At 63.3% G+C, this 22,428-nt stretch carries 20 protein-coding genes; 12 read left to right on the top strand and 8 right to left on the bottom strand.

Features of this window, described 5'->3' with window-relative positions; genetic code table 11:
- Positions 1 to 27 precede the first annotated feature (27 nt).
- The 6 genes from JQ611_RS16100 to JQ611_RS16075 form a co-directional block, all read right to left on the bottom strand.
- A complete protein-coding gene (locus tag JQ611_RS16100; protein ID WP_212265078.1) occupies positions 28 to 813 on the bottom strand; it encodes an ABC transporter ATP-binding protein in 786 nt (261 codons plus the stop codon).
- Entirely contained in the window at positions 801 to 1,856 is a 1,056-nt protein-coding gene (locus tag JQ611_RS16095; RefSeq protein ID WP_212465972.1) for a dihydrodipicolinate synthase family protein, read from the bottom strand. The genes JQ611_RS16100 and JQ611_RS16095 overlap by 13 nt, the downstream gene beginning before the upstream one ends.
- 8 nt (positions 1,857 to 1,864) lie before the next feature.
- Positions 1,865 to 2,689, bottom strand: coding sequence for a GNAT family N-acetyltransferase (locus JQ611_RS16090; protein WP_212389095.1), 825 nt, complete (start codon positions 2,687 to 2,689; stop codon positions 1,865 to 1,867).
- On the bottom strand, positions 2,676 to 3,713 hold the full coding sequence (locus JQ611_RS16085; RefSeq protein ID WP_212465971.1) for an NAD(P)-dependent oxidoreductase: 1,038 nt from the start codon (positions 3,711 to 3,713) through the stop codon (positions 2,676 to 2,678). The genes JQ611_RS16090 and JQ611_RS16085 overlap by 14 nt, the downstream gene beginning before the upstream one ends.
- A 15-nt stretch (positions 3,714 to 3,728) precedes the next feature.
- Positions 3,729 to 4,499 carry an ABC transporter permease gene (locus JQ611_RS16080; RefSeq protein ID WP_212465970.1) on the bottom strand — a complete coding sequence of 257 codons (771 nt, stop codon included), beginning with the start codon at positions 4,497 to 4,499 and terminating at the stop codon, positions 3,729 to 3,731.
- 186 nt (positions 4,500 to 4,685) lie between these two features.
- A complete protein-coding gene (locus tag JQ611_RS16075; RefSeq protein ID WP_212389097.1) occupies positions 4,686 to 5,333 on the bottom strand; it encodes a TetR/AcrR family transcriptional regulator in 648 nt (215 codons plus the stop codon).
- Positions 5,334 to 5,442: 109 nt separating this feature from the next.
- Here JQ611_RS16075 and JQ611_RS16070 point away from each other — a divergent pair, with 109 nt between their 5' ends.
- A complete protein-coding gene (locus JQ611_RS16070) occupies positions 5,443 to 6,447 on the top strand; it encodes an ABC transporter substrate-binding protein (protein WP_212389098.1) in 1,005 nt (334 codons plus the stop codon).
- A gap of 156 nt (positions 6,448 to 6,603) precedes the next feature.
- Here the strand turns inward: JQ611_RS16070 and JQ611_RS16065 are convergent, their stop codons facing one another.
- Entirely contained in the window at positions 6,604 to 7,086 is a 483-nt protein-coding gene (locus JQ611_RS16065; RefSeq protein WP_212265072.1) for a MarR family winged helix-turn-helix transcriptional regulator, read from the bottom strand.
- Positions 7,087 to 7,139: 53 nt separating this feature from the next.
- On the opposite strand from JQ611_RS16065, the gene JQ611_RS16060 reads away from it, so the two are divergent.
- The 3 genes from JQ611_RS16060 to JQ611_RS16050 all read left to right on the top strand — a co-directional run bounded on the left by JQ611_RS16060 (position 7,140) and on the right by JQ611_RS16050 (position 11,474).
- Positions 7,140 to 7,568, top strand: a complete 429-nt coding sequence (locus JQ611_RS16060) for a DUF1772 domain-containing protein (RefSeq protein WP_212389183.1) — start codon at positions 7,140 to 7,142, stop codon at positions 7,566 to 7,568.
- Between the two features lie 95 nt (positions 7,569 to 7,663).
- Entirely contained in the window at positions 7,664 to 9,484 is a 1,821-nt protein-coding gene (locus JQ611_RS16055; protein ID WP_212389099.1) for an NAD(P)/FAD-dependent oxidoreductase, read from the top strand.
- A 43-nt stretch (positions 9,485 to 9,527) separates the two neighbouring features.
- Positions 9,528 to 11,474, top strand: a complete 1,947-nt coding sequence (locus JQ611_RS16050) for an alkyl/aryl-sulfatase (protein WP_212465969.1) — start codon at positions 9,528 to 9,530, stop codon at positions 11,472 to 11,474.
- 121 nt (positions 11,475 to 11,595) lie between these two features.
- Here JQ611_RS16050 and glgA read toward each other — a convergent pair whose 3' ends face one another.
- Complete coding sequence (glgA, locus tag JQ611_RS16045) at positions 11,596 to 13,020, bottom strand: glycogen synthase GlgA (RefSeq protein WP_212265069.1); 1,425 nt, start codon at positions 13,018 to 13,020, stop codon at positions 11,596 to 11,598.
- Positions 13,021 to 13,211: 191 nt separating this feature from the next.
- Here glgA and JQ611_RS16040 point away from each other — a divergent pair, with 191 nt between their 5' ends.
- The 8 genes from JQ611_RS16040 (at position 13,212) to JQ611_RS16005 (ending at position 22,287) form a co-directional block, all read left to right on the top strand.
- Positions 13,212 to 14,417, top strand: a complete 1,206-nt coding sequence (locus JQ611_RS16040) for a CaiB/BaiF CoA-transferase family protein (RefSeq protein WP_212465968.1) — start codon at positions 13,212 to 13,214, stop codon at positions 14,415 to 14,417.
- Between the two features lie 151 nt (positions 14,418 to 14,568).
- A complete protein-coding gene (locus tag JQ611_RS16035) occupies positions 14,569 to 16,110 on the top strand; it encodes an ABC transporter substrate-binding protein (RefSeq protein ID WP_212465967.1) in 1,542 nt (513 codons plus the stop codon).
- A gap of 6 nt (positions 16,111 to 16,116) precedes the next feature.
- A complete protein-coding gene (locus JQ611_RS16030) occupies positions 16,117 to 17,067 on the top strand; it encodes an ABC transporter permease (RefSeq protein ID WP_212208466.1) in 951 nt (316 codons plus the stop codon).
- Positions 17,054 to 17,926, top strand: a complete 873-nt coding sequence (locus JQ611_RS16025) for an ABC transporter permease (RefSeq protein WP_212465966.1) — start codon at positions 17,054 to 17,056, stop codon at positions 17,924 to 17,926. The genes JQ611_RS16030 and JQ611_RS16025 overlap by 14 nt, the downstream gene beginning before the upstream one ends.
- Positions 17,923 to 18,918: an ABC transporter ATP-binding protein gene (locus tag JQ611_RS16020; RefSeq protein WP_212465965.1), complete on the top strand. Its 996-nt coding sequence runs from the start codon at positions 17,923 to 17,925 to the stop codon at positions 18,916 to 18,918. The genes JQ611_RS16025 and JQ611_RS16020 overlap by 4 nt, the downstream gene beginning before the upstream one ends.
- Positions 18,915 to 19,895, top strand: a complete 981-nt coding sequence (locus JQ611_RS16015; RefSeq protein WP_212465964.1) for an ABC transporter ATP-binding protein — start codon at positions 18,915 to 18,917, stop codon at positions 19,893 to 19,895. Before JQ611_RS16020 ends, JQ611_RS16015 begins: the two co-directional genes overlap by 4 nt.
- A gap of 109 nt (positions 19,896 to 20,004) precedes the next feature.
- Positions 20,005 to 21,072 carry an alcohol dehydrogenase gene (locus tag JQ611_RS16010; protein ID WP_212265062.1) on the top strand — a complete coding sequence of 356 codons (1,068 nt, stop codon included), beginning with the start codon at positions 20,005 to 20,007 and terminating at the stop codon, positions 21,070 to 21,072.
- Between the two features lie 132 nt (positions 21,073 to 21,204).
- Positions 21,205 to 22,287 carry an isocitrate/isopropylmalate dehydrogenase family protein gene (locus JQ611_RS16005; protein ID WP_212465963.1) on the top strand — a complete coding sequence of 361 codons (1,083 nt, stop codon included), beginning with the start codon at positions 21,205 to 21,207 and terminating at the stop codon, positions 22,285 to 22,287.
- The last annotated feature ends 141 nt before the right edge of the window (positions 22,288 to 22,428 follow it).

Genomic DNA, 22,428 nt, shown 5'->3' with positions numbered 1-22,428 from the left:
CGCTCGCAATGACGCGGATAGATTCTGTCAGTTGGGCCCCATCCCCAAACTCCCGTAAATCCGGCGCGCATAGGCGCCAAACTCATCCGTGGTCTTGAGCGGCAGATCGCGCGGAAACGGCAGTTCGATCGGGAAATACTCCGCCATTCGTGCCGGGCCTGCGGTGAGCACCGCGCAATGCGAGGCGAGGAACACGGCTTCCTGGATGCTGTGGGTGACGAAGATGATGGTCTTGCCGCTCTCGCGCCAGATCCGCAGCATTTCCAGGTTCATCTGTTCGCGCGTCAGGGCGTCCAGCGCGCCGAATGGCTCGTCCATCAGGATCAGTTTGGGGTCGTGGATGAAGGCGCGTGCGATCGCGGTGCGCTGCTGCATGCCGCCGGATAGTTGCTGCGGATACTTGTCCTCGTAACCGGCAAGGCCCACGAGATTGAGCAGATCGCGGGCTCTGGCGCGCGCGGCCTTCATCGGCAGGCCGACGATTTCGGCCGGCAGCAGCACGTTGTCGAGAATGGTGCGCCACTTCAGCAGCAACGCCTGCTGGAACACCATGCCGATATCGCGCGCGGGGTCGAACGGCGTTTTGGTATTGCCGATCTTGATCGTGCCCCCGTCGGCCTCGTGCAGTCCGGCCAGAATTTTCAGCACCGTGGTCTTGCCGCAGCCGGATGGTCCGACCAGGGAGACCAACTCGCCCTCGCTGACGTCCATGGTGACGTCGGAGACAGCCAGAAACTCCGTACCTTTCGAGCGGTAGACCTTGCGGACGTTGCGCAGGCTGATGAAGGGCTCTTCCGCCGTCATGCCAGCCATTTCTGCAAATGGTCGGCGACAAAGGCGTCGTCGGAGAGATCGGCGTGTTCGCGGCAGACGCGGTCGATCTCCTGCATCTGGCCGGGGCTCAGCCCCTCGGCCGGATCGAGGCACCACAGGCCCTGCATCAGCCCCTGCCGCCGCAGGATTTCGTGGCAGCCGGCGATGCAGCCGTGGAAATTATTGGCGACATCGAAGAAGGCGCTGTTGCAATCGGTGACGCGGGCATCGAGCGCCAATAGATCCGCGGGCACGGCGTCCTTGCCGCGCGCGGCCTTGCACATCTCGAACTGCTTGATCGCGGCCGCCGTCCACACCGACCAGTGGCCGAGCAGCCCGCCCTTGAAATACGCGCGGGTGGTGACGCCCTTGTCGCGCAAGTCGAACGGCAGCATGAGATCGAGCAGGATATGGTCGTCATTGCCGGTATAGAGCGTGACGCGGTCGAGCGCGCCGGCGGCGGCCACGCCGCGCAGCACGTCGAGGGTGCGGTAGCGGTTGAACGGCGCGGTCTTGATCGCGATGACATTGTCTATTCCCGCAAACCGCCGCCAGAAGTTTGCACTGAGAATGACACCGCCGACCGCGGGCTGAAGATAGAAGCCGACCAGCGGAATCTCGCGCGCCACCGCCTCGCAATGCGCGATGATCTCGTCTTCGGAGGCCGCTTTCATCGCGGCGAGGCTGAGGAGGCCGGCGTGGTAGCCGATGCCACGCGCAATCTGTGCTTCCGCAACGGCTTGCTGCGTCGGACCGGCGAGGCCCGCGACCATCGCGAGCGGCCGCTTGGTCCAGTCGGCCGCGGTTTGCGCCGCCAGTTCCAGCACGGGCTTGTAGAGTCCGACATCGCGGATCGCGAACTGCGTGGTATGCACACCCACCGCAAGGCCACCGGCGCCGGCATCGATATAGTAGCGCGACAGCGCGCGCTGGTGCCTGGTGTCGAGCTTGCGGTTGGCGTCAAGCGCCAGCGGATGCGCGGGGATCACCGTGCCGTCGGCGACCAGTTTTCGTACCTCGGATTTGATTTCGCTGTGGTGCATGAAAATTCCTATCCAAATTCCGGGCCGGCAACCGCGAACGGCAATTCCGCGGCCAGCATGGTGGCGCGGCCGAACCGCATGCGCTGGAACGGCCGCTCGATGGTCCAGCCGGTTTCGGTGAGGCCACGCAGGAAATCGTCCTGCGAATGCACGGCGTCAAGCAGCCACGGGCCTTGCTCGGATCGCACGATGGTATCGACCAGCGTTAGCGCGCTGTCGTGGGCCTCGGCAAATACAGGGCCGATATGGCGGGCGGTGCGGCCGTCACGGACCAGCGCAACGGCGTTGCCTGATGATACCATGCGGGAGCCGGCGCGGCCGCCGAACTCGGTCAGCAGAGCGCCGCGGTCAAATCCCATGGCGCTGACATCGCGCGCGATGAAATCGGCGACGCTGCAATTCGATAGCGATTGTGCGGCGCTCACGCCTTTCGGAGCTTCCAGCCGCAGCCGCCGCAATTGCAGCGTCGGTGTGAAGCCGAGCGGGCCATATACGTTGGCTCCATCAGGCGTCGCGTCGAGCCAGGTGGTGAGGCCGAGCTTTGTCGCAGCGTTGAGGCAGGCGTCGACCAGCCGGGTCGCGACACCGCGGCGGCGCCAGCTCGCGGTCACCAGCACCATGCCGATCCAGGCATTGCCGGCGGAGTAGGGCAATAGCGCCGCGGTCGCGACCAGTTGCTTGCCGTCGCGCACCCCGAACACGATTCCCTTGCTCAGGAAAAACCGCCAGTCGGCCTCGTTCTGGTTCCAGTGCGCCTCCGTCGACAACAGCAATCCAGCCGGTGCATCGCCGACGCCGAGTTCGATGACCTCGACGTGCTCAGTACCGGCCATCGCGCACCTCATACTTGGTGGGCTTGCCGAGACTCGGCATCGACCGCGACACCCAGTCGGCGGTCCAGCGGATCAACTGATCGGTATCGACAACAGGCAGGTCGAACAAACTTACGGCTTGCGACGTATTGGTCAGCCACGCCGTCGGCTCTTCCTTGCCGGTGATGACGGGCGCAATTCCAAACCGTTGGCCGAATTTGGCGGCGAGGTCGCGCACGGCGAGAATTTCGTGGCCGCTGACATTGATCGGCGAGGTCGGCGTATCGCAATGCGCGAGGCAGCGCAGCGCCTGCGACGACGCATCGCCCTGCCAGATGAAATTGACATGGCCGAGGCTGACGTCGATCGGCGTGCCCCGCAAAACCTTGCTCGCGATGTCGTGCAACACGCCGTAGCGCATGTCGATCGCGTAGTTGAGCCGGAACAGCCGGCCCGGCGTCGAATGCTTGCGCGAGAAATACTCGAACATGCGCTCGCGGCCGACGCAGGATTGCGCGTATTCACCGGGCGGATTTGGCGCAAGGTCCTCGTCGGCGCCTTTGCCGCTCACAGGTACGAAGGGATAGACGCAGCCGGTCGAGAACGCCACGATCCGCGAGCCGGCAAAGGCCTGCGCCACCAGTGCCGGGACGTGCGCATTCATCGCCCAGGTCAGCGAAAGATCGCCCTCGGCGCCGAACTTGCGCCCTGCCATGAAGATGATGTTTTGAATTTTTGGCAGCGCCTTGATGGCGGCCTCATCGAGCAGGTCGCAATTAATGGTTTCGACGCCACGGGCCTGCAGCCAGTCCTTGACGCTGCCATCGCTAAAGCGTGCGACGCCGATAACCCGCCGGTCAGGTGCGGCTGCCTTGGCAAGCCCCGCCAGCGTCGGCCCCATCTTGCCCGCAACGCCCAAAACCATGATGTCGCCATCGACCTTGCGCAGGTCGTCGATCAGCGCCTGGCTCGGACGGCACAGCAGTTCGTCGAGGGCGGCGATATCCGGAATCGTCTCCGGCAGGTGGTTGCGTGTCAGCAGCATGCCTGTTCCCTTGTCTTATTGCAGCCTGACGTCACGGACCACGAACAGGCGCTCGAGGCCGAGCACCATGCCGTACAGCGCCACGCCGAGCAGGGTCAGAAGAATGACGGCCATCACCATCGCCGGTGTATCGAGTGAGGCCTGCACCTGGATCATGAGATAGCCGAGCCCGCGCTCCGAGGCGATGAACTCGCCGACGATGGCGCCCGCGACCGCCAGGATGGCGCCGACCTTCATGCCTGAAAATACGTAAGGCAGCGCGCCCGGCAGCTGGATCTTCCGGAATAGCGTCCAGCGCGAGCCGCGCAGCGATTTCACCAGATCCAGCAGGTCGGGCTCGACCTCGCTCAGCCCCCGCGCGGTCGTCAGCAGGATCGGGAAGAAGCAGATCGAAAACGCGATCAGGATGTTCGGAAAGATGCCGTAGGAGAACCAGACGATGAACAGCGGTCCAAGCGCCACTTTCGGAATCATGTTCAGCGTGACGAACAGCGGCAGTAGCAACAGGCTGATCAGCGGCGACCAGGTGAACATGACAGCCAGCATGACGCCGACCAGCGCGCCGAGGCAGAAGCCACCGAGGATTTCGGCGCCCGTCACCCAGAGGTTGGAGAGCCAGGCATATTTGGCCGACGTCAGGGTCGAGAGCGCGGCAAGTGGGGAGGGCAGGATGAATTTCGGCACCTGGAAGGCGTCGACCAGCACCTGCCAAAGCACGATCACGGCAAGATGCGCGATCAGGATGATCGCCACCGTCCTCGCCGATCGCCCTGCATCGCCAGACACTGCGTACTCCTTGTTGGGGCGCGTCCGGTTCCCGGGCGCGCGGTGGCAGTCTATCGCGGGGCGGTCCAGCTTTCAACCATCTGGTTGATTAGGAGGGTGTCATTCCGGGGCGATGCGAAGCATCGAACCCGGAATCTCGAGATTCCGGGTTCGCGTCTTCGACGCGCCCCGGAATGACGCCGAACGTTACGGCCGCAGCGACTGCATCACCAGGTCGACCACATGCTTGCGCCGGGCCTTCCGGGCCGTCGGGCTCGACAGGTCCTTGCCGAAGATTGCCGACAGGGTCGGCGTGTTCGAAAAGTAGAAATAGCTCAGCCCGGCGATCGAAATGTAGAGATGCACCGGATTGATCCCCTTGCGGAACACGCCGGCGCGGACACCTTCGCTCAGGATGGCCGAGACCATACTGACCAGCGGCGAATGCATTGCCGCCAGCTTGCGGGAGCCGCGCACATGGCGGGCGCCCCCACGGTTTTCGTCGTTCAGCAGCACGATGAAGTCGGGATGGGCGGCGAGGTGGTCGAAGGAGGCCTCGATCAGCCGCTTGATGGCCTGCTGCGGCGGCAGGCCTTCGAGGTTGAGCTTGCGTTCCTGGGCGCGGATTTCCTCATAGACCCACTCCAGCACCGCCAGATACAGCGCGTCCTTGTCGCCGAAGTAATGATAGACCAGCTGCTTGTTGACGCCGGCGCGCGCCGCGATCTCGTCGACCCGGGCACCGGCGAGGCCGCTATCGGCAAATTCACGGCGTGCCGCCGTCAGAAGCTTCTCCCGCGTCGCCGCCGGATCGCGCCGCTTGGGCCCGGTGCTATCAGCTCGTCTTATAGGCATTTCCAACCAAACAGTTGACAATTCGTCTCGTCCTTGTTGCATTGGTAGCGTCGCGGGCGTGCAACGACAAGGCCGGGATATTACCAGTCTGCAAACCAGGAGAGATGCCATGAAGGGCTTGAAGATTGCGTCACTGGCGCTTGCGCTTGCTGTCCAGGCGGCTCCCTCTCATGCCGGCGAGGCCGTCAACCTGATCCTGAACTGGGCGCCGACCGCGGACCATTCGCCGTTCTACTACGCCAAGGCGCAGGGCTGGTACGAGAAAGCCGGCATCGATCTCACCATCGAGACCGGCAAGGGTTCCGGCGTGTCGTCGCTGAAGGTCGGCTCCGGCGGTTCGCCGTTCGGCATCGCCGATCTCGCGACCATGCTGGTGGCGCGCAGCAAGGGCGCCGACGTCGTGGCGCTGATGAGCATCTACGCCAACACCGGGCAGACGTTCTACTGGCTGAAGAGCTATGGCGTGAACGGCGCCAAGGACTTTCCGGGCCACAAGATCGGCAATCCGCCCGGCGACGCGTCGCGGGTGATGTGGCCGGCGTTCGCCAAGGCCGCCGGCATCGCGCCCGATGCGGTCAGTTTCGTCAATGTCGGGCCGACCGCCAAGATCGCGGCGCTGAAGAGCCATACGGTCGATATCATCAGCGATTTTTACAACGAACACGATCTCAAGGTGATCGAGTTCGGTGCCGACCTCGGCTACGTCAACTGGAAGGACATCGGGCTCAACCCGTACGGCAACTCGCTGATCGTCAACGGCGCCTATCTGGAAAAGAATCCGAAAATTGCAGATGCGTTCGTCAAGGTCAGCCAGAAGGCGTTTGCCGCCTGCGTCGCCGACGTCGCGCCCTGCCTGAAGGCGCTGCTCGATGCCGCGTCGGGGCTCGACAAGGAGAACCAGGAACGCCAGTGGGAGCGCATCAAGTTCCTGATGACCGACGATTTCACCACTACCAAGGCGCTGGGCTGGATCGACGCCGAGCGGATGAAGAAGGACTATGAACTGGTGCAGACCTATCTCGGCATGGAGAAGCCGTTCGAGGTCGGCACCGCGTTCTCGACCAAGATGCTCGACACGAGTATCAAGATGGATGCGAGCAAGGTGAAGAAGTGACGGGCAGGCGCCCGGGTTTTACCAATCGTCATTGCGAGCGAAGCGAAGCAATCCATGGCGCGGCAAGCTGATGCATGGATTGCTTCGTCGCGGAGCCTGTCGTCGGGCGCGCATTCGCGCGACCCGTTGGCTTCTCGCAATGACGCGGTGGGCTTCTCAGGTATTCTCACTAGCGTCATCGTTCAGCCCTGCTTCCAGCCGCTCGCATAACTCCGCAACCACCCTCTGCGTGGTCGCAAGATCCTTCAGGCTGACGCCTTCGGCGAGCGCATTCACCCACGGCACCTGAAGTTTTGTCGCAGCCTCAAACGCTTCCTTTCCCCGCTTGGTCAGCACGACCAGATGCGCCCGCCGGTGATGCGGGTTGGGCTGCAGCTCGAGCAGGCCCTCATCCCGCATTTCGTTGACGATGCGCTGAACACCCTGACGGTTGAGTCCCATGTTGCGCGCCAGCCACGCCACGGGCTGCGGCCGCTCGGCCAGCGCAATGGCCCCCAGCACCTGCCAGCGCGCGCTGGTGAGTTCGAGGCCGGCGACGAGCCGGTCGCCGGCCAGCAACAGCCGGCCGTTGAGCCGGAATATGGCAAGGATCAGCCCGGTCAGGGCCTGTCCGGCTGGCGTATGTGGCTTGCTTCTCATTGGCAATGAGTATACGAAATGACAACATATTGTCAATATCGGAGTGCGTAATGATGCTCATCGGACAACTGGCCACCGTCGTCGCCGCGGCCTTCGCCGGCGCGGCCTTCTTCATCAATTTCGCCGAACAGCCGGCGCGTCTGCTGCTTGATGACAGGAGCCTGCTGACGCAATGGAAACCCAGCTATGCGCGCGGCTTTGCGATGCAGGCGAGCTGCGCGGTGATATCAGGAATTTTGGGCTTGACCGCGGCGTGGCAGACCGGCGATTGGCGCTGGACCGTCGGCGCGATTCTCATGCTGGCCAACTGGCCCTACACGTTGTTCGGAATCATGCCGACGAACCGCAGGCTGAATGCGATCGCCGCCACCGATGCCGGCCCGGAATCGCGCCGACTGATCGTGCATTGGGGAGGGCTGCATGCCGTGAGAACCGCGCTCGGCTTCGCGGCGACCGCAGCCTATCTCTGGGCGCAGCACTGACGCCTTACTGATCTCCTGGTTGATCTTTTCGCCGTGCGGACGCTTACTGCGTGTCGGCTACGGGGTATATCTGCAGCAGATCAGGGCAATTTCGGATGACGGTCACGGACGAACCGCAAAACCTGCGCAGCCGCGCTTTCGACAAGGAACAGCTGCGGGCGAAGTATATGGAGGAGCGCAACAAGCGGCTCCGCGCCGACGGCAACGACCAGTACATCGAGGTCAAGGGACAGCTCGCGCATTATCTGGACGATCCCTATACGCCCGTCACCCCGCGCGATCCCAAGACCGACCATGTCACCTTCGCCTTCATCGGCGGCGGATTTGCGGGCCTTGCCACCGCCGCGCGGCTGACGGAAGCCGGGATCAAGGATATCCGCATCATCGAGAAGGGCGGCGATTTCGGCGGCACCTGGTACTGGAACCGTTATCCCGGCGCGCAATGCGATACGGCCTCGATGGTCTATATGCCCTTGCTCGAAGAAACCGGGCACATGCCATCAGAGAAATACGCGCACGCGCCGGAAATCCTCGCGCATTGCCGGCGCATCGGAAAGCAATACGGCCTCTATGACAACGCGTTGTTCCATACAGAGGTCACCGATCTGAAATGGGATGAAGCGCATTCGCGCTGGATCATCACCACCAACCGCGGCGATGCCTTCACGGCGCAGTTCGTCGGCATGGGCACGGGCCCGCTGCACGTGCCGAAACTCCCGGGCATTTCGGGCATCGAGGCCTTCAAGGGACATTCGTTTCACACCAGCCGCTGGGATTACGATTACACCGGCGGCAATCCCACGGGCGCGCGCATGGACAAGCTTGCCGACAGGCGCGTCGGCATCATCGGCACCGGGGCGACGTCCGTGCAGTGCGTGCCGCATCTGGCGCGCGCGGCCAAAGAACTCTACGTTTTCCAGCGCACGCCGTCCTCCGTCGACGTCCGCGCCAACGCGGCGATCGATCCGGAATGGTTTTCGGGGATTGCCACGCCCGGCTGGCAGCAGCGCTGGCTGGAAAATTTTACGGCCAACCAGGCCGGCGGCAATGCCGAGGAAGATCTGGTTCAGGACGGCTGGACCGACCTGTCGAGGCGCATCCGGGCCAAGATCATGCAGCTGCCACGCGAGGAGCGGGTTCCGGCCAAGATGTTGGCCGCGTTTGAGGACTCCGACTTCGAGAAGATGGAGGAGATTCGATCCAGGATCGACACCACCGTTGATGACCGCGAGACCGCGGCAAAGCTCAAGGCCTGGTACCGCCAGCTCTGCAAGCGGCCATGCTTCCACGATTCCTATCTGCAGGCGTTCAACACGCCGGGCACGCACCTGGTCGATACCGACGGCAAGGGCGTCGATGGAATCACCGAGAAGGGCGTCGTCGTCGCGGGCAGGGAATACCAGCTCGACTGCATCATCTACGCCTCGGGTTTCGAGGTCGGCACCGAATACAAGCGGCGCTCCGGCTTCGATATGGCGGGCCGGGGCGGCATAAAACTGTCGGAGCATTGGGCCGAGGGCATGCGAACCAAGCACGGCATCCATGTCCACGGCTTTCCCAATGCGTTTTTCGTGCAGCCCACGCAGGGCGCCAACCTGATCTCCAACGTGCCGCACAATCTGACCGAGGCCGCAAAGACTATCGCGGTCATGGTCAGGCACGCACAGCAAAACGGCTTCAGGCAGATCGAAGTCACCAGGCAGGCCGAGGACAAATGGGTCGAACTGCTGTTGACCGGCGCCGGGCGGATGATCGGCGCGCCGGACTGCACCCCCGGCTATTACAACAATGAGGGGCGCGAACCCGGTCCGGCGGCCAAGCTGAATGTCGGCCATCCGGCAGGCCCGCTGGCCTATTTCAAATATATCGACACGTGGCGCAGCAATGGTGAGTTCGAAGGGTTGGAGTTCCGCTGAAGCTGTTTTCGGATTCTGTCACGACGCGAGGGAGTGAACGAGTATGACCCAAACAACAAGTGCGGAAGTCCGCAAGGAAACTCCCAAGCAAGCTTCCGCGCCGGTCATTGCGCAGCATGCGGCGACCCTCAAGGCGCTGCCGTTTTCGGACACGCGCGATTTCGACGATGCGGCGCGGGGCTTCCTCGGCACCATCGAAAACGCGAAGGTGACCTCGCCGCAGGGCAGGGTGGTCTGGAGCCTCGAGCCCTATGGCTTTCTTTCGGCCGAGGAAGCCCCCGCGACCGTGGATCCGAGCCTGTGGCGGCAGTCGCGCCTCAACATGCATCACGGCCTGTTCGAGGTGGTCCCCGGCGTCTATCAGGTGCGCGGGCTCGACATCGCCAACATGACGCTGATCGAGGGCGACAGCGGCGTGATCGTGGTGGACACGCTGACCTCGATCGAGGGCGCCCGCGCCGCGATGGAATTGTACTTCCAGCACCGGGGCAAGCGCCCGGTCGTGGCCGTGATCTTCACCCATACCCACACCGACCATTGGGGCGGGGCGCGCGGCGTGCTGGACGACGAAATCCTGGCAAGCGGCCGGGTGCCGATATTAGCGCCGAATTTCTTCATGGAGCACGCGGTCTCCGAAAACATCATCGCCGGGCCCGCGATGCTGCGCCGGGCGCAATATCAGTTCGGGCCGCTGCTGGCCAAGGGCGTGCAGGGGCAGGTCGATTGCGGTCTCGGCAAGTCGATGGCGGCGGGATCGGTCGCGCTGCTGCGTCCGACCGATTTGATCATTGCAACCGGCGACAAGCGCACCATCGATGGCCTCGAGTTCGAGTTCCAGATGGCGCCGAACTCCGAGGCGCCGGCGGAGATGCATTTCTTCATTCCGCGCTACAAGCTTTTGAATCTCGCGGAGAACTGCACGCATAATTTCCACAATCTGCTGCCGTTCCGTGGTGCCGATGTGCGCGATGCATTGGCGTGGTCGAAGTATCTCGGCGAGGCGCTGCAGATGTGGGGCGGCAAGGCCGATGCGATGTGCGGCCAGCACCATTGGCCGGTGTGGGGCCATGATCGGATCGACACCATGATCCGACAGCAGCGCGATCTTTATAAATTCGCGCATGACCAGACCATCCGCCTGATGAACCACGGCCTCACCGCGGCCGAAATCGCCGAGACGATCAAACTGCCGGCGAGCCTCGACGGCGCCTGGCACGGGCGCGGTTACTACGGCCATATCAGGCACAATGTGAAGGCGATCTACCAGAAATATCTTGGCTGGTATGACGCCAATCCGGTCAATCTCGATCCGCTGCCGCCGGTCGAATCCGGCCGGAAATATGTCGAGTATATGGGCGGTGCGGAGGCGATCCTCGATCGCGCCCGAAAAGACTTCGCCAAGGGCGAGTTTCGCTTTGTGGCGCAGGTTGTCGGCCATCTGGTGTTCGCCGATCCCGACAATCAGGCCGCGCGCGCGATGCTGGCCGATACGCTCGAGCAGCTTGGCTATGCTTCGGAGAGTTCGACCTGGCGCAACGCCTATCTGTTCGGTGCGCAGGAATTGCGGCTGGGCATGCCGAAGGTGCCGGCACGCGCGGCGATGCCGCGCGAAACGCTGGCCGCGTTGCGCACCGAGCAGCTATGGGACGTGCTCGGCGTGCGCCTCAACGGCCCCAAGGCCGAAGGCAAGCGTATCGTGCTGAATTGGCATTTTACGGACACCAACGAAAGCTTCGTGCTCAATCTGGAGAACAGCGCGCTGACTTACGTGGCGGGCGCACAGGCGGCGGACGCCGATGCGACGTTCACGCTGGCGCGCAGCGTGCTCGACGAAGTCATCGCCAAGCTGACGACGTTTCCAGAAGCGGTCGGCAGCGGCGCGATCAAGGTCACCGGCAATCCGATGCGGCTTGGCGAATTGATGATGCTGATGGACGAATTCCCTCGCATGTTCGAGATCGTCGAGCCGAAGCGGACAGCGGTGAGTTGAGCACCGCCCGTCGTCATCGCCCGCGAAAGCGGGCGATCCAGTATTCCAGAGACGTTGATGATGGAGCGGAGAGGTGGATGCCCCGCCTTCGCGGGGCATGACAGTTTTGTGTGGGCCAGCATCACGCCGCGTGCGAGCCCACCGTCCTGCGGTACAACGCGCTGTAGAGCGACGCCGAAAGATCCCAGCTAAAGGACCGCGCCATGGCGCTGCGACGCATCAGGTCGAGGCGGTCTTTCGCCGTGAAGGCATCGAACGCGCGGCGCACGCCGCCGAGGAAGGACTCCGCCGAAGGCTGCGAGAACAGGAAGCCGGTCTCGCCGTCCTTGATGGTCTCCGCCAGCCCGCCGGTCTGGTGACCGATCGGCAGCGATCCGAACCGCTGCGCATACATCTGGCTCAGTCCGCACGGTTCGAACCGCGAAGGCATCAGCGTGAAATCGCTGCCGGCGAAAATTCGCCTCGCCTGTCCATCGTTGAAACCGATGACGACGCCGATCGCGTCCGGCCTGCGGCGATGCGCATCGACCAGCGCTTGTTCGATATACGGCTCACCGCTGCCGGTGACGACGATTTGTCCGCCGGCCTCGACGATCGCGTCGGCGGCGGACAGAACGAGGTCGATGCCCTTTTGATGCACGAGGCGGGCGACCAGACCGAAGATCGGACCGCGCGATACCGCAAGACCAAACTGCTTGCGGACGTAGTCGGCGTTGGCTTGCTTGCCTTGCCAATCGCCGGCGCCGAACTGCTGCGCCAGTTGCGCGCAGGCGCGCGGATCCCAGCTTTCGTCGATGCCGTTCAGGATGCCGGTCAATTCCGAAGCGTCCGAGCGTTGCCGCAGCAAGCCCTCGAGCCCGCAGCCAAGCTCGGGCGTCGTGATCTCTTTCGCGTAGGTCGCGCTGACCGTGGTCAGATGCGAGGCGTAAACGATGCCGCCCTTCAAGAACGACATCTGATCGTAGAACTCGAGACCGTCGATGTGGAAGGAGGCTTCGGGCGCCCCGATCCGCCGCAGCGACTCCCGCGGGAACAGCCCCTGATAGGCCAGGTTGTGAATGGTCAGGATCGAGGGGATCTTGACGCCTTTCCAGGCGAGGTAGGCTGGTACGAGTGCGGCCTGCCAGTCATTGGCGTGGACCAGATCCGCTGCCCAATTCTTGTCCAGACTGCCTGCGGCGAGCTCGGCTGCGGCAGATGCAAATCGTCCGAAGCGGATGTCATTATCCGGCCAGTCGCGCCCGGATTCGTCGCCGTAGGGGTTACCCGGCCGGTCGTAAAGTTGTGGACACAACAGTACATAAACTGGCAGGCCGTCTCGCGTCGACGCCCGGCCGAGCGAGCAGGCCGGCATCTCGGCCAAAGGCGCGCATTGCCCAACGATTTCAATGTGGGTGAACTGTTCGAGGATGTCCCGGTAGCCGGGCAACATGATCCGGACGTCGCTCCACGGGCGTAGCGCCCGGGGCAGGGCGGCGGAAACGGCGGCAAGACCGCCCACCCGGACGAAGTCATCCATTTCCGTGGTTACGAATAAGACCTTCAAGGAACGCCCTCGCACCAACCCTAACTATGACTTATGCAAGAAAAGGTCCAACTTTCATCTACGGCAATGCGCCAGATAGACGGTGGTTCCTGGAGAAACGCTTCCATGCCGTGGCCGCGCAATTTAGGGTCATGCCGCGCCAGGAAAACCAAAGGCGAACGAGAAGCCGCAAGGCCGAGGGAGCTTTGAGTATGACTATAGATAATCCAGATGAGGGGAATTTGACAGGGAGCTTCGCCGGCCTGCGCGTTATAGATTTTTCAACCACGATCGCCGGACCCCACTGCACGCGGATGCTCGCCGACATGGGCGCCGAAGTCATCAAGATCGAAACCGTCGAAGGCGAGACGATGCGGACCCGCCCGCCGGTGCGGAACAACTGCAGCACCGCGTTCGGGCAGCTCAATGTTGGCAAGAACAGCCTCGTGCTCGACCTGAAATCGCCGGCAGGCGTGGAAGCCGTTCGCCGGCTGGTCGCGGGCGCGGACGTGCTGGTCGAGAATTTTCGGCCCGGTGTGATGCGGCGATTGAAGCTCGATTACGCTTCACTGCACGCCCTCAATCCGAAACTGATTTACTGCTCGATCTCCGGCTACGGCCAGACCGGGCCCTCGGCCGAACTGCCGGCCTATGCGCCGGTGATCCATGCTGCCTCTGGATATGAAATGGCGCATCTGGCCTATCAGCCCGGGCGCACCCGGCCGGACTATTGCGGCATCTATCATGCCGACGTGCTGACAGGCGTCTACGCGTTCGGCGCGATCTCGGCCGCGCTGTATCAGCTCGCCCACAGCGAAAAGGGCCAGCACATCGACGTTTCGATGCTGGAATCGATGCTGAGCCTGACCTTGAACGAAGTGCAGTGGTCGCAATTCGAGGTCAAGGCGACGCAGCGGCCGATGTTCGGCCCGATCGAAACCTCGGACGGTTATGTCATGGTCGCGATCGCCAGCGAAAAAACCTTCCAGAGCCTGATGAAGGTGATCGGTCATCCCGAGTGGGTCAGCGACCCGCGCTTTGCGAAATATTCCGATCGCCGTGAAAACTGGGGCAGCCTGATGGAGGGCGTCGAGGCGTGGTCGCGCGCGGTGACGACCGAGCAGTGTCTCGTCGCGCTCAATGAGCACGGCGTGCCGTCATCGGCCTATCGCACGGTGGCCGAGGCGCTGAAGGATCCGCAGATCGCCCATCGCGGCGCGTTGGCGGAGGTCCAGGATGGCGGCGGCAGCTTCAAGGTCCTCAACCTGCCGTTCCGCATGTCGGGCGCCAGGGTTTCTGCCGCGAAACGCATGTCGACGCTTGGCGAGCACACGCGTGCCTATCTGAAAGAGACCGGCCTGTCGGAAGACGAAATCGCGGCCTTTGCCGGCAAACCGCCGAAGTCGGCGCGCGGTTGAGGAAATCGCGCTTCGGCGACGAGGCTTGAGCCTGCGGCTTTTCATCCCGCTTTGGGAACGGTCTTGCCCGGGGCTGCGATTCCAGACAATCTTACCGTCAGCCATCGACGATCCGGAACACCGGACGGACGACACTTTGAGAGGGAGCACCATGACAGCTGCGGTCCGTTCGAGCGCACTCGCGCGAGTATTTCTTGTGGCGGGATTTGCGGTCTCGCTCTGTGCTGTTCCCGCCAACGCCCAGAAGAAGGGCGGCAGCATCACGATGGGGCTGGAACTCGATATTGCAGGCTTCGACCCGCTGAAGGTCGGCGTGTACGATACGGCCGCCTTGACGGCGGCTGCGGCGATCTTCGACACCCTCACCTATCTCGATGACAAGGGCGTCGTGCAACCAAAGCTTGCACTGTCCTGGTCGTCCACCGAAGATTTCAAGACCTGGACCTTCAAGCTGCGGCCCGGAGTCAAATTCCACGACGGCACACCGTTCAATGCACAAGCCTTCAAGGACAATGTCGACCGGCAGAAGGATCCCGCCAACAAGTGCCGTTGCGCGTTTTACATTTCGTTCGTCAATTCCGTGGAGGCGCCCGACGAACTGACGGTGGTCTATAATCTGAAGGACCCTTCGGTGAACATGCCGGCGCTGGTGAGCTTCGCAAGCGGGAACAATTCCGTGCATTCACCGACGGCGTGGAAAGCCAAGGGAGATGACTACAACCGCAATCCGGTCGGCACCGGACCGTTCATATTGAAATCCTGGACCGCGGGCGACCGCTTGGTGCTTGAGAAGAACCCGGACTACTGGGACAAGGACCGCGTTTATCTCGATCGCATCGTCCTGAAGCCGCTGCCGGACGCGCAGTCGCGTTTCGCCAGCCTGCAATCCGGCGAAGCCGATGTCGTCTGGGACGACGAAGCCGACGCCGACAATATCCAGAAGGCGCAGAAGGATCCGAAGCTGACGGTGCATACCTATGCCGGCTCCGGCGCGGCGGTCGCCGCCTTCAACACAAAAGTCGCACCGTTCGACGACGTGCGCGTGCGCCAGGCGCTGGTGATGGCGCTCGACCGCAAGAAGATGTCGCAGGCGCTGACCAATGGTCTCGCAAGGCCGGCGACCAACCCCTATGGCGACGGCTCCTGGGTGAAGTGCAAGGATGACGGCGCGCTTCCCGAAGACGCCGAGAAGGCGAAGGCGCTGATCAAGGAATACGGCAAGCCGGTCGAGTTCAAGATGCTCGTCACGGCGACGCCGCGCGGGCGCGCCACCGGCCAGGTGCTGCAGCAGTTCTGGAAACGGGTCGGCGCCAACATGGAAATCGAGCAGGTTGACCAGGCCACGATCCCGCCACGTGCCTTCATGCGCCAGTTCCAGGTCACGCCATGGCGGATCGTCGATCTCGCCGATCCCGACGTCCAGATGTATGCCAATTTCCGAACCGGCAGCCCGGTTGCGCTGGCCAATTACTCGAACCCGGAACTCGATCAATTGCTGGACCGCGCGCGCGTCACCGCCGACCAGGCCAAGCGCGCCGAGGATTACTGCGCCATCAGCCGGCTCATCAACAAGGAAGCGATCTGGTACTGGACTTTCCAGAACACCTATTACGCAATGTCGAGCGCGAAGGTTAAAGGCTTGCCGAAGATGTACAGCGGAATCGTCGACGTATCCCGCGTCTGGCTGGAATAACAGCGCATGCTGGGTTTCGTCGCGCGAAGGCTCCTGTATCTCGTGCCGGTGCTGATCGCGGTATCGCTGCTGACGTTTCTGATCGCGTCGCTGCTGCCGGGCGATCTCGCCTACACGATCCTCGGCGATCAGGCGACGCCGGAGAAGGTCGCAGCCCTTCGTCAGGAAATGGGATTGGACCAGCCGATCTGGGTCCGTTACTTCGGCTGGCTCGGCAACATCCTCCAAGGCGATCTGGGCCGATCGTTCCGCACCGGACAAACCGTATTGCAGGCGGTTACCGAGCGGCTTCCGATCTCGCTAGAACTCATGGTCCTGGCCCAGGTCATCGCGCTTGCGATCGGCGTTCCCCTGGCGATCATTTGCGCGGCGCGCAGCGGGGGGCCGTTCGACCGCTTCATGACCGGCACCGCTTTCGGCATGCTGTCGGTGCCGACTTTCCTGTCGGCGATCCTGCTGATCTATCTGTTTGCGGTGGAGTTGCGCTGGCTGCCGGCGACGGGCTACGTGCCCTTCGGCGAAGATCCGGCCAAAAACCTGCGGTTCATGGTGCTGCCCGCGTTGACGCTGGCGCTCGCCGAATGGCCCGGCATCATGCGCGTGCTTCGCTCCGACATGATCGCAACCCTGCAGGAAGATTATATCGCGCTGGCCAAGGCCAAAGGCCTGAAGGCATCGCGCATCCTGTTCGTGCACGCGCTCAAGCCTTCGTCGCTCACGCTGGTCACGATCACCGGAATCAATATCGGGCGATTGATCGGCGGCGCCGTCATCGTCGAGACGGTTTTTGCGCTGCCGGGAATTGGCCGACTCCTGGTCGGCGCCATCACCACGCGCGACCTCATCATTCTGCAGGGCGTGGTGCTGCTGGTCGGCGCAGGGTTCGTGCTGATCAACTTCATCGTCGATATGCTCTACGCCATGCTCGATCCGAGGATCCGCCATGGCCACGCTTGAACTCGGCATCGACGCGTCAGTTGCGGAAGCCCCGGCGCGGCGTGGCCGCCGGCTCGGACCGCTGTTCTGGATGGCAATCGTCTGGATGATGTTCGTGTTTGCGGTGGCGATCTTCGCCGACGTTCTGCCGCTACCGAGCCCGACCGACATGGACATGCTGGAGAAGCGTGCGCCGTTCTCGGCAGAGCACTGGCTTGGCACCGACGGCCTTGGCCGCGACGAACTCGCCCGCGTGATCTACGGTGCGCGGATATCGCTGATTGTGGGACTGTTTGCGCCGATCATCGGGCTCACCTTCGGCGGCGCGCTCGGCATGCTGGCGGGCTATTTCCGCGGCCGGTTCGAATCGGTGGTGGTCGGCAGCATGGACGTGCTGCTGGCGTTTCCGCCGCTGATCCTGGCGCTGGCCGTGACCGCCTATCTCGGGCAGTCGATCCTGCATTTGACCTTCATTCTCGGCCTGCTCGGCGTTCCCGCCTTCATGCGGGTGGCGCGGGCGGCAACGCTGACACTGGCGCGCCGCGAATTCGTGATCGCGGCACAGGCGCTTGGCGCGACGCATACGCGCATCCTGCTGCGCGAATTGCTGCCCAACGTGATGCTGCCGCTGTTTGCGTTCTTCCTGCTCGCCGTCGCCATTACCATCGTGGCCGAAGGCTCACTGTCGTTCCTCGGCCTCGGCGTGCCGCCGCCGATATCGAGCTGGGGCAGCATGATCGGGGAGGGCCGCGAAAGTCTCGAGATGGCGCCCCGGCTGGCGTTCATTCCGGCCATCGCGATGTTCCTGACCGTATTGTCCTTTAACCTGGTCGGCGACACGCTCCGCGCGCTCACCGATCCTCGTCAGGGCGCGCTGTGACAGAGGGTACGCTGCTTTCCGTCGAGGACGTCATCGTCGATTTGCCGACGCCGCGCGGCAATCTGCGCGCGGTGGACCGTGTCGACCTCACCGTCGGCGCCGGTCGGACGCTCGGCGTGGTCGGCGAGTCCGGTTGCGGCAAGACCATGCTGTCGCGAGCGATCCTGCAACTGCTGCCGAAAAAAGCAAAACTCTCCGGCCGGGTGATGTTCGATGGGCAGGATCTGCTGCAGCTCTCACCGGAGAAACTGCGCAAGCTGCGTGGCCGCTCGCTGGCGGTCGTGTTCCAGGACCCGATGACCTCACTCAATCCGGTGCTGACCATCGGCACCCAGCTGATCGAGACGCTGCAGGAGCATCTCGAGCTCGACATGGCCTCAGCGACCAAACGCAGCGTCGAACTGCTCGCCGCGGTCGGCATTCCCGCGCCGGAGCAACGGCTGATGCAGTATCCGCACCAGCTGTCGGGCGGCATGCGGCAGCGGGTGGCGATCGCGATCGCGCTGTCCTGCGAGCCGAAGCTGCTGATCGCGGACGAGCCGACCACCGCGCTCGATGTCACGATCCAGGCCCAGATCCTCGATTTGCTGGCGCGCGAGCAGCGCCGACGGCATATGGCGATGATCATAATCACCCATGACCTCGGCGTCGTCGCCGGCCGCACCGACGAAGTCGCGGTCATGTATGCCGGCCGCGTGGTGGAGCGTGCGCCGACGCCGGCCTTGTTCAAGAAAATGCGGATGCCCTATACCGAGGCGCTGCTTGCCGCGCTTCCAAAGATCGACGCCGCGCCACATACGCCGCTGCCGGCGATCTCGGGCCGTCCACCCGATCCGACCCGGCCGCTGAAAGGCTGTTCGTTCTCGCCGCGCTGCCGCTATGCGTGGGCACAATGCCATGTCGAGAAGCCGCGGCTTGAGGAAGCCGACTCGCCCGGTCACCAATTTGCCTGCTTCCGTCCGATCGACGCAAGCGCGAGTGCCGGCGCATGATGCAGCAAGCCTTACCCGCCGTTTCAAACGACCCGCTGCTCGACGTCGATAACCTCGTCGTCGAATATCCGGTCGGCAACAAGATCGTGCACGCGGTATCCGGCGTTTCCCTGCAGATCGCCCGCGGCGAAACGCTCGGGCTGGTCGGCGAATCCGGTTGCGGCAAGTCGACGCTCGGTCGTGCGGTGCTGCAGTTGCGCCGGCCGGTATCGGGCCGCGTGCTGTTCGACGGCCAGGATCTCACGGCGATGCAGGGCGATACGCTGCGCCTGATGCGCCAGCGCGTGCAGCTGATCTTCCAGGACCCGATCGCATCGCTGAACCCGCGCCGGCGGATCGGTGATATCATCGCCGAGCCGCTGATCATTTCGGGCGTCAAGGATGCGGCCAAACGCCAACAACTCGTCGACGAAGCGCTCAGCGCCGTTGGTCTTGATCCGGCGCTGGTGGTCGGACGGCTGCCGCATGAATTCTCCGGCGGGCAATGCCAGCGCATCTGCATTGCGCGCGCGCTGGTGCTCAATCCGGAATTCATCGTCTGCGACGAGCCGGTCTCCGCGCTCGACGTTTCGATCCGGGCGCAGATCCTCAATCTGCTGGAGGAGATGAAGGCGCGCTATGGCTTGACCCTGCTGTTCATCGCGCATGATCTGGCGGTCGTGAAGGCGGTTAGCGACCGCGTCGCGGTGATGTATCTCGGGCGGTTGTGCGAGGTCGGTCCGTCCGAGCAACTTTTTGCAAAACCGGCGCACCCCTATACCGCGCTCTTGATCGAGGCGATCCCGGTGCCCGATCCCGACGTCCGCCCTGCCGAGACCGTGCCGATCGGCGAGCCGCCATCGCCGATTTCGCCGCCGTCCGGCTGCCGTTTTCGGACCCGCTGCCCCAGATCAGATCAGCGATGCAGCGACGAGGTGCCGGAACTGCGCGCCGTGGCATCGGGGCAGTTCGTGGCTTGCCATCATCCGTTGATCTGAATATCGGAAGGTCGCGTTTGTCTCGACTGGATGGACGTGGCAATGTCATCTTGAGAAAATGTCCGTTCGAAAATGCCTGCTCAAGAACAAGAATGACGGGAGAGAACCGATGAAGAGTTTCCAGGTCGCCGAGTTCAACGCCCCCCTGAAAGAGGTCGATCATCCGACGCCGGAGCCCTCGGGGTCGCAGGTGTTGATCAAGGTGAAGGCCGCCGGCGTCTGCCACAGCGATCTCCACATATGGGAAGGTGGCTACGATCTCGGCCACGGGCGCAAGCCGCTGTCGCTGAAAGACCGCGGCGTCTCGCTGCCGCGCACGATGGGCCATGAGACCGTCGGCGAGATCCTGGCCTTCGGTCCCGACGCCAAGGCCGCGACCGGTGGCCTCAAGGTCGGCGACGTCACGCTGGTCTATCCCTGGCTCGGTTGCGGCAAATGCGAGACCTGTGTCGGCGGCGACGAGAACATGTGCGTCGTCAAGCCGAATTCACTCGGCGTCTATTGCGACGGCGGTTACGCCGATCACATGACGGTGCCGCACCCGAAATATCTGTTGAACCTGAACGGGCTCGATCCCGTCACCGCCGCGCCCTATGCCTGCTCCGGTGTCACCACCTACAGCGCGCTGAAAAAGGTCGAGAACGTCCTGCATACGCCGATCGTGATCTTCGGCGCCGGCGGCCTCGGCCTGATGGCGCTGTCGCTGCTGAAGGCGATGGGCGGCAAGGGCGCGATCATGGTCGATATCGACGCGCGCAAACGCGAAGCCGCCGAGGCGGCAGGCGCGCTTGCGACCGTCGACGGCAAGGCCGCTGATGCTCTGGAGCAGCTGCAGAAAAAAGCGGGCGGGCCGATCCGCGCGGTGATCGACCTCGTCGGCAACGCCCAGACCACGCAGCTCGGATTCGACTGCCTGACCAAGGGCGGCAAGCTCGTGATCGTCGGCCTGTTCGGCGGCGGGGCGACCTGGGCGCTGCCGCTGATTCCGATCAAGGCCATCACGATCCAGGGCAGCTATGTCGGCAATTTGCGCGAAACCCAGGAATTGCTCGATCTGGTCCGCACCAAGAAGATCGCGCCGATCCCGGTAACGACAATGCCGCTCGCGAAAGCCAACGAGGCGCTGACCGATTTGCAAAAAGGCAAGCTGGTCGGGCGCGCGGTGCTGACGCCGTAGGCTTCCGTCATTCCGGGGTGGTGCGTAAGCACCAGACCCGGAATCTCGAGATTCTCAGATGCGCAATTGCGCATCTTAGTTCGATGCTTTGCATCGCCCCGGAACGACTCCCTCAACCATTCGGGAATTCCCATGTCCGCCAATAACGCACTCCACATCGCCGTACTCGGCGGCGATGGCATCGGCCCTGAAGTGATGACCCCGGCGCTCGAAGTCTTGCGAAAGATCGAGGCGACAACGGATCTGAAGTTTCGCTTCACCGACGCGCCGGCTGGCGCCAATAATTATCTGGCGACGGGAAAATCGATGCCGGACAGTACGGTGCGGCTGTGCGAAGAAGCCGACGCCATCCTGCTCGGCGCCTGCGGTCTGCCGTCGGTACGCTACCCCGACAATACCGAGATCGCGCCGCAGATCGAACTGCGCATGCATTTCGATCTCTATGCCGGCGTGCGCCCGGCACGGCTGATTCCAGGCGTGCCGAGCCCGATCGTCGGCGCCGATCAGAAGGGCATCGATCTTGTTCTGATCAGGGAATCCACTGAAGGCCTGTTCGCGTCGATGGGCAAGGGCGTCGTGACCGACACCGAAGCGCGCGAGACGCTCGTCATCACCCGCAAGACCTCGGAGCGGCTGTTCGAGTTTTCGTTCCGTCTCGCCGAACGCCGCAAGGCGCGCGGGCGGGCGAATGGCGGGCTAACCTGTGTCGACAAGGCAAATGTGTTCAGGGCGTTCGCGTTCTTCCGCGCGATGTTCGACGAGGCCGCCAAGCGCCACCCTGATGTCAGGGCCGAACGGGTTTACGTCGATGCCTGTTCACTCATGATGGTCAAGCGACCCTGGGATTTCGACGTCATGGTGACGGAGAACATGTTCGGCGATATTCTTTCCGACCTCGCCGCCGGCCTGATCGGTGGCCTCGGCATGGCGCCATCGGCGGATATCGGCGACCGCCATGCGGTGTTCCAGCCCTGCCATGGCACGGCGCCCGATATCATGGGGCAGGGCAAGGCCAATCCAACGGCCATGATCCTTTCGGCGGCGATGATGCTGGACTGGCTCGCCGACAAGCACGGTCTCGAAAACGTCGCCGAAGCCGGCGAGCGCATCGAGCGCGCGGTCGACAAGGCCTATGCGGACGGAATCAAGCCGATGGAATTCGGCGGCGGCAACGGCACCGCGGATATTACCAAGGCGGTATTGGCGGCGTTGTAGGGGATTTCGTCTTTGCGAGGAGCCAATTTGTGAGGAGCCAACGGGTCGCGCGAATGCGCGCCCGATGACAGGCTCCGCGACGAAGCAATCCATTCTTCTTTTTGCTGCGACATGGATTGCTTCGCTTCGCTCGCAATGATG

It is taken from the genome of Bradyrhizobium sp. AUGA SZCCT0182, assembly GCF_018130185.1.
GTDB lineage: Bacteria > Pseudomonadota > Alphaproteobacteria > Rhizobiales > Xanthobacteraceae > Bradyrhizobium.
The sequence above is the reverse complement of the archived record's forward strand: the minus strand, read 5'-3'. Positions and strand labels throughout refer to the sequence as shown.

What these genes read in the sequence shown, in the direction of transcription:
- JQ611_RS16100 (WP_212265078.1), bottom strand. Translation starts at nt 813, where the DNA reads ATGGCTGGCATGACGGCGGAAGAGCCCTTCATCAGCCTGCGCAACGTC.
- JQ611_RS16095 (WP_212465972.1), bottom strand. Translation starts at nt 1,856, where the DNA reads ATGCACCACAGCGAAATCAAATCCGAGGTACGAAAACTGGTCGCCGAC.
- JQ611_RS16090 (WP_212389095.1), bottom strand. Translation starts at nt 2,689, where the DNA reads ATGGCCGGTACTGAGCACGTCGAGGTCATCGAACTCGGCGTCGGCGAT.
- JQ611_RS16085 (WP_212465971.1), bottom strand. Translation starts at nt 3,713, where the DNA reads ATGCTGCTGACACGCAACCACCTGCCGGAGACGATTCCGGATATCGCC.
- JQ611_RS16075 (WP_212389097.1), bottom strand. Translation starts at nt 5,333, where the DNA reads ATGCCTATAAGACGAGCTGATAGCACCGGGCCCAAGCGGCGCGATCCG.
- JQ611_RS16070 (WP_212389098.1), top strand. Translation starts at nt 5,443, where the DNA reads ATGAAGGGCTTGAAGATTGCGTCACTGGCGCTTGCGCTTGCTGTCCAG.
- JQ611_RS16065 (WP_212265072.1), bottom strand. Translation starts at nt 7,086, where the DNA reads ATGAGAAGCAAGCCACATACGCCAGCCGGACAGGCCCTGACCGGGCTG.
- JQ611_RS16060 (WP_212389183.1), top strand. Translation starts at nt 7,140, where the DNA reads ATGCTCATCGGACAACTGGCCACCGTCGTCGCCGCGGCCTTCGCCGGC.
- JQ611_RS16055 (WP_212389099.1), top strand. Translation starts at nt 7,664, where the DNA reads ATGACGGTCACGGACGAACCGCAAAACCTGCGCAGCCGCGCTTTCGAC.
- JQ611_RS16050 (WP_212465969.1), top strand. Translation starts at nt 9,528, where the DNA reads ATGACCCAAACAACAAGTGCGGAAGTCCGCAAGGAAACTCCCAAGCAA.
- JQ611_RS16040 (WP_212465968.1), top strand. Translation starts at nt 13,212, where the DNA reads ATGACTATAGATAATCCAGATGAGGGGAATTTGACAGGGAGCTTCGCC.
- JQ611_RS16035 (WP_212465967.1), top strand. Translation starts at nt 14,569, where the DNA reads ATGACAGCTGCGGTCCGTTCGAGCGCACTCGCGCGAGTATTTCTTGTG.
- JQ611_RS16030 (WP_212208466.1), top strand. Translation starts at nt 16,117, where the DNA reads ATGCTGGGTTTCGTCGCGCGAAGGCTCCTGTATCTCGTGCCGGTGCTG.
- JQ611_RS16025 (WP_212465966.1), top strand. Translation starts at nt 17,054, where the DNA reads ATGGCCACGCTTGAACTCGGCATCGACGCGTCAGTTGCGGAAGCCCCG.
- JQ611_RS16015 (WP_212465964.1), top strand. Translation starts at nt 18,915, where the DNA reads ATGATGCAGCAAGCCTTACCCGCCGTTTCAAACGACCCGCTGCTCGAC.
- JQ611_RS16010 (WP_212265062.1), top strand. Translation starts at nt 20,005, where the DNA reads ATGAAGAGTTTCCAGGTCGCCGAGTTCAACGCCCCCCTGAAAGAGGTC.
- JQ611_RS16005 (WP_212465963.1), top strand. Translation starts at nt 21,205, where the DNA reads ATGTCCGCCAATAACGCACTCCACATCGCCGTACTCGGCGGCGATGGC.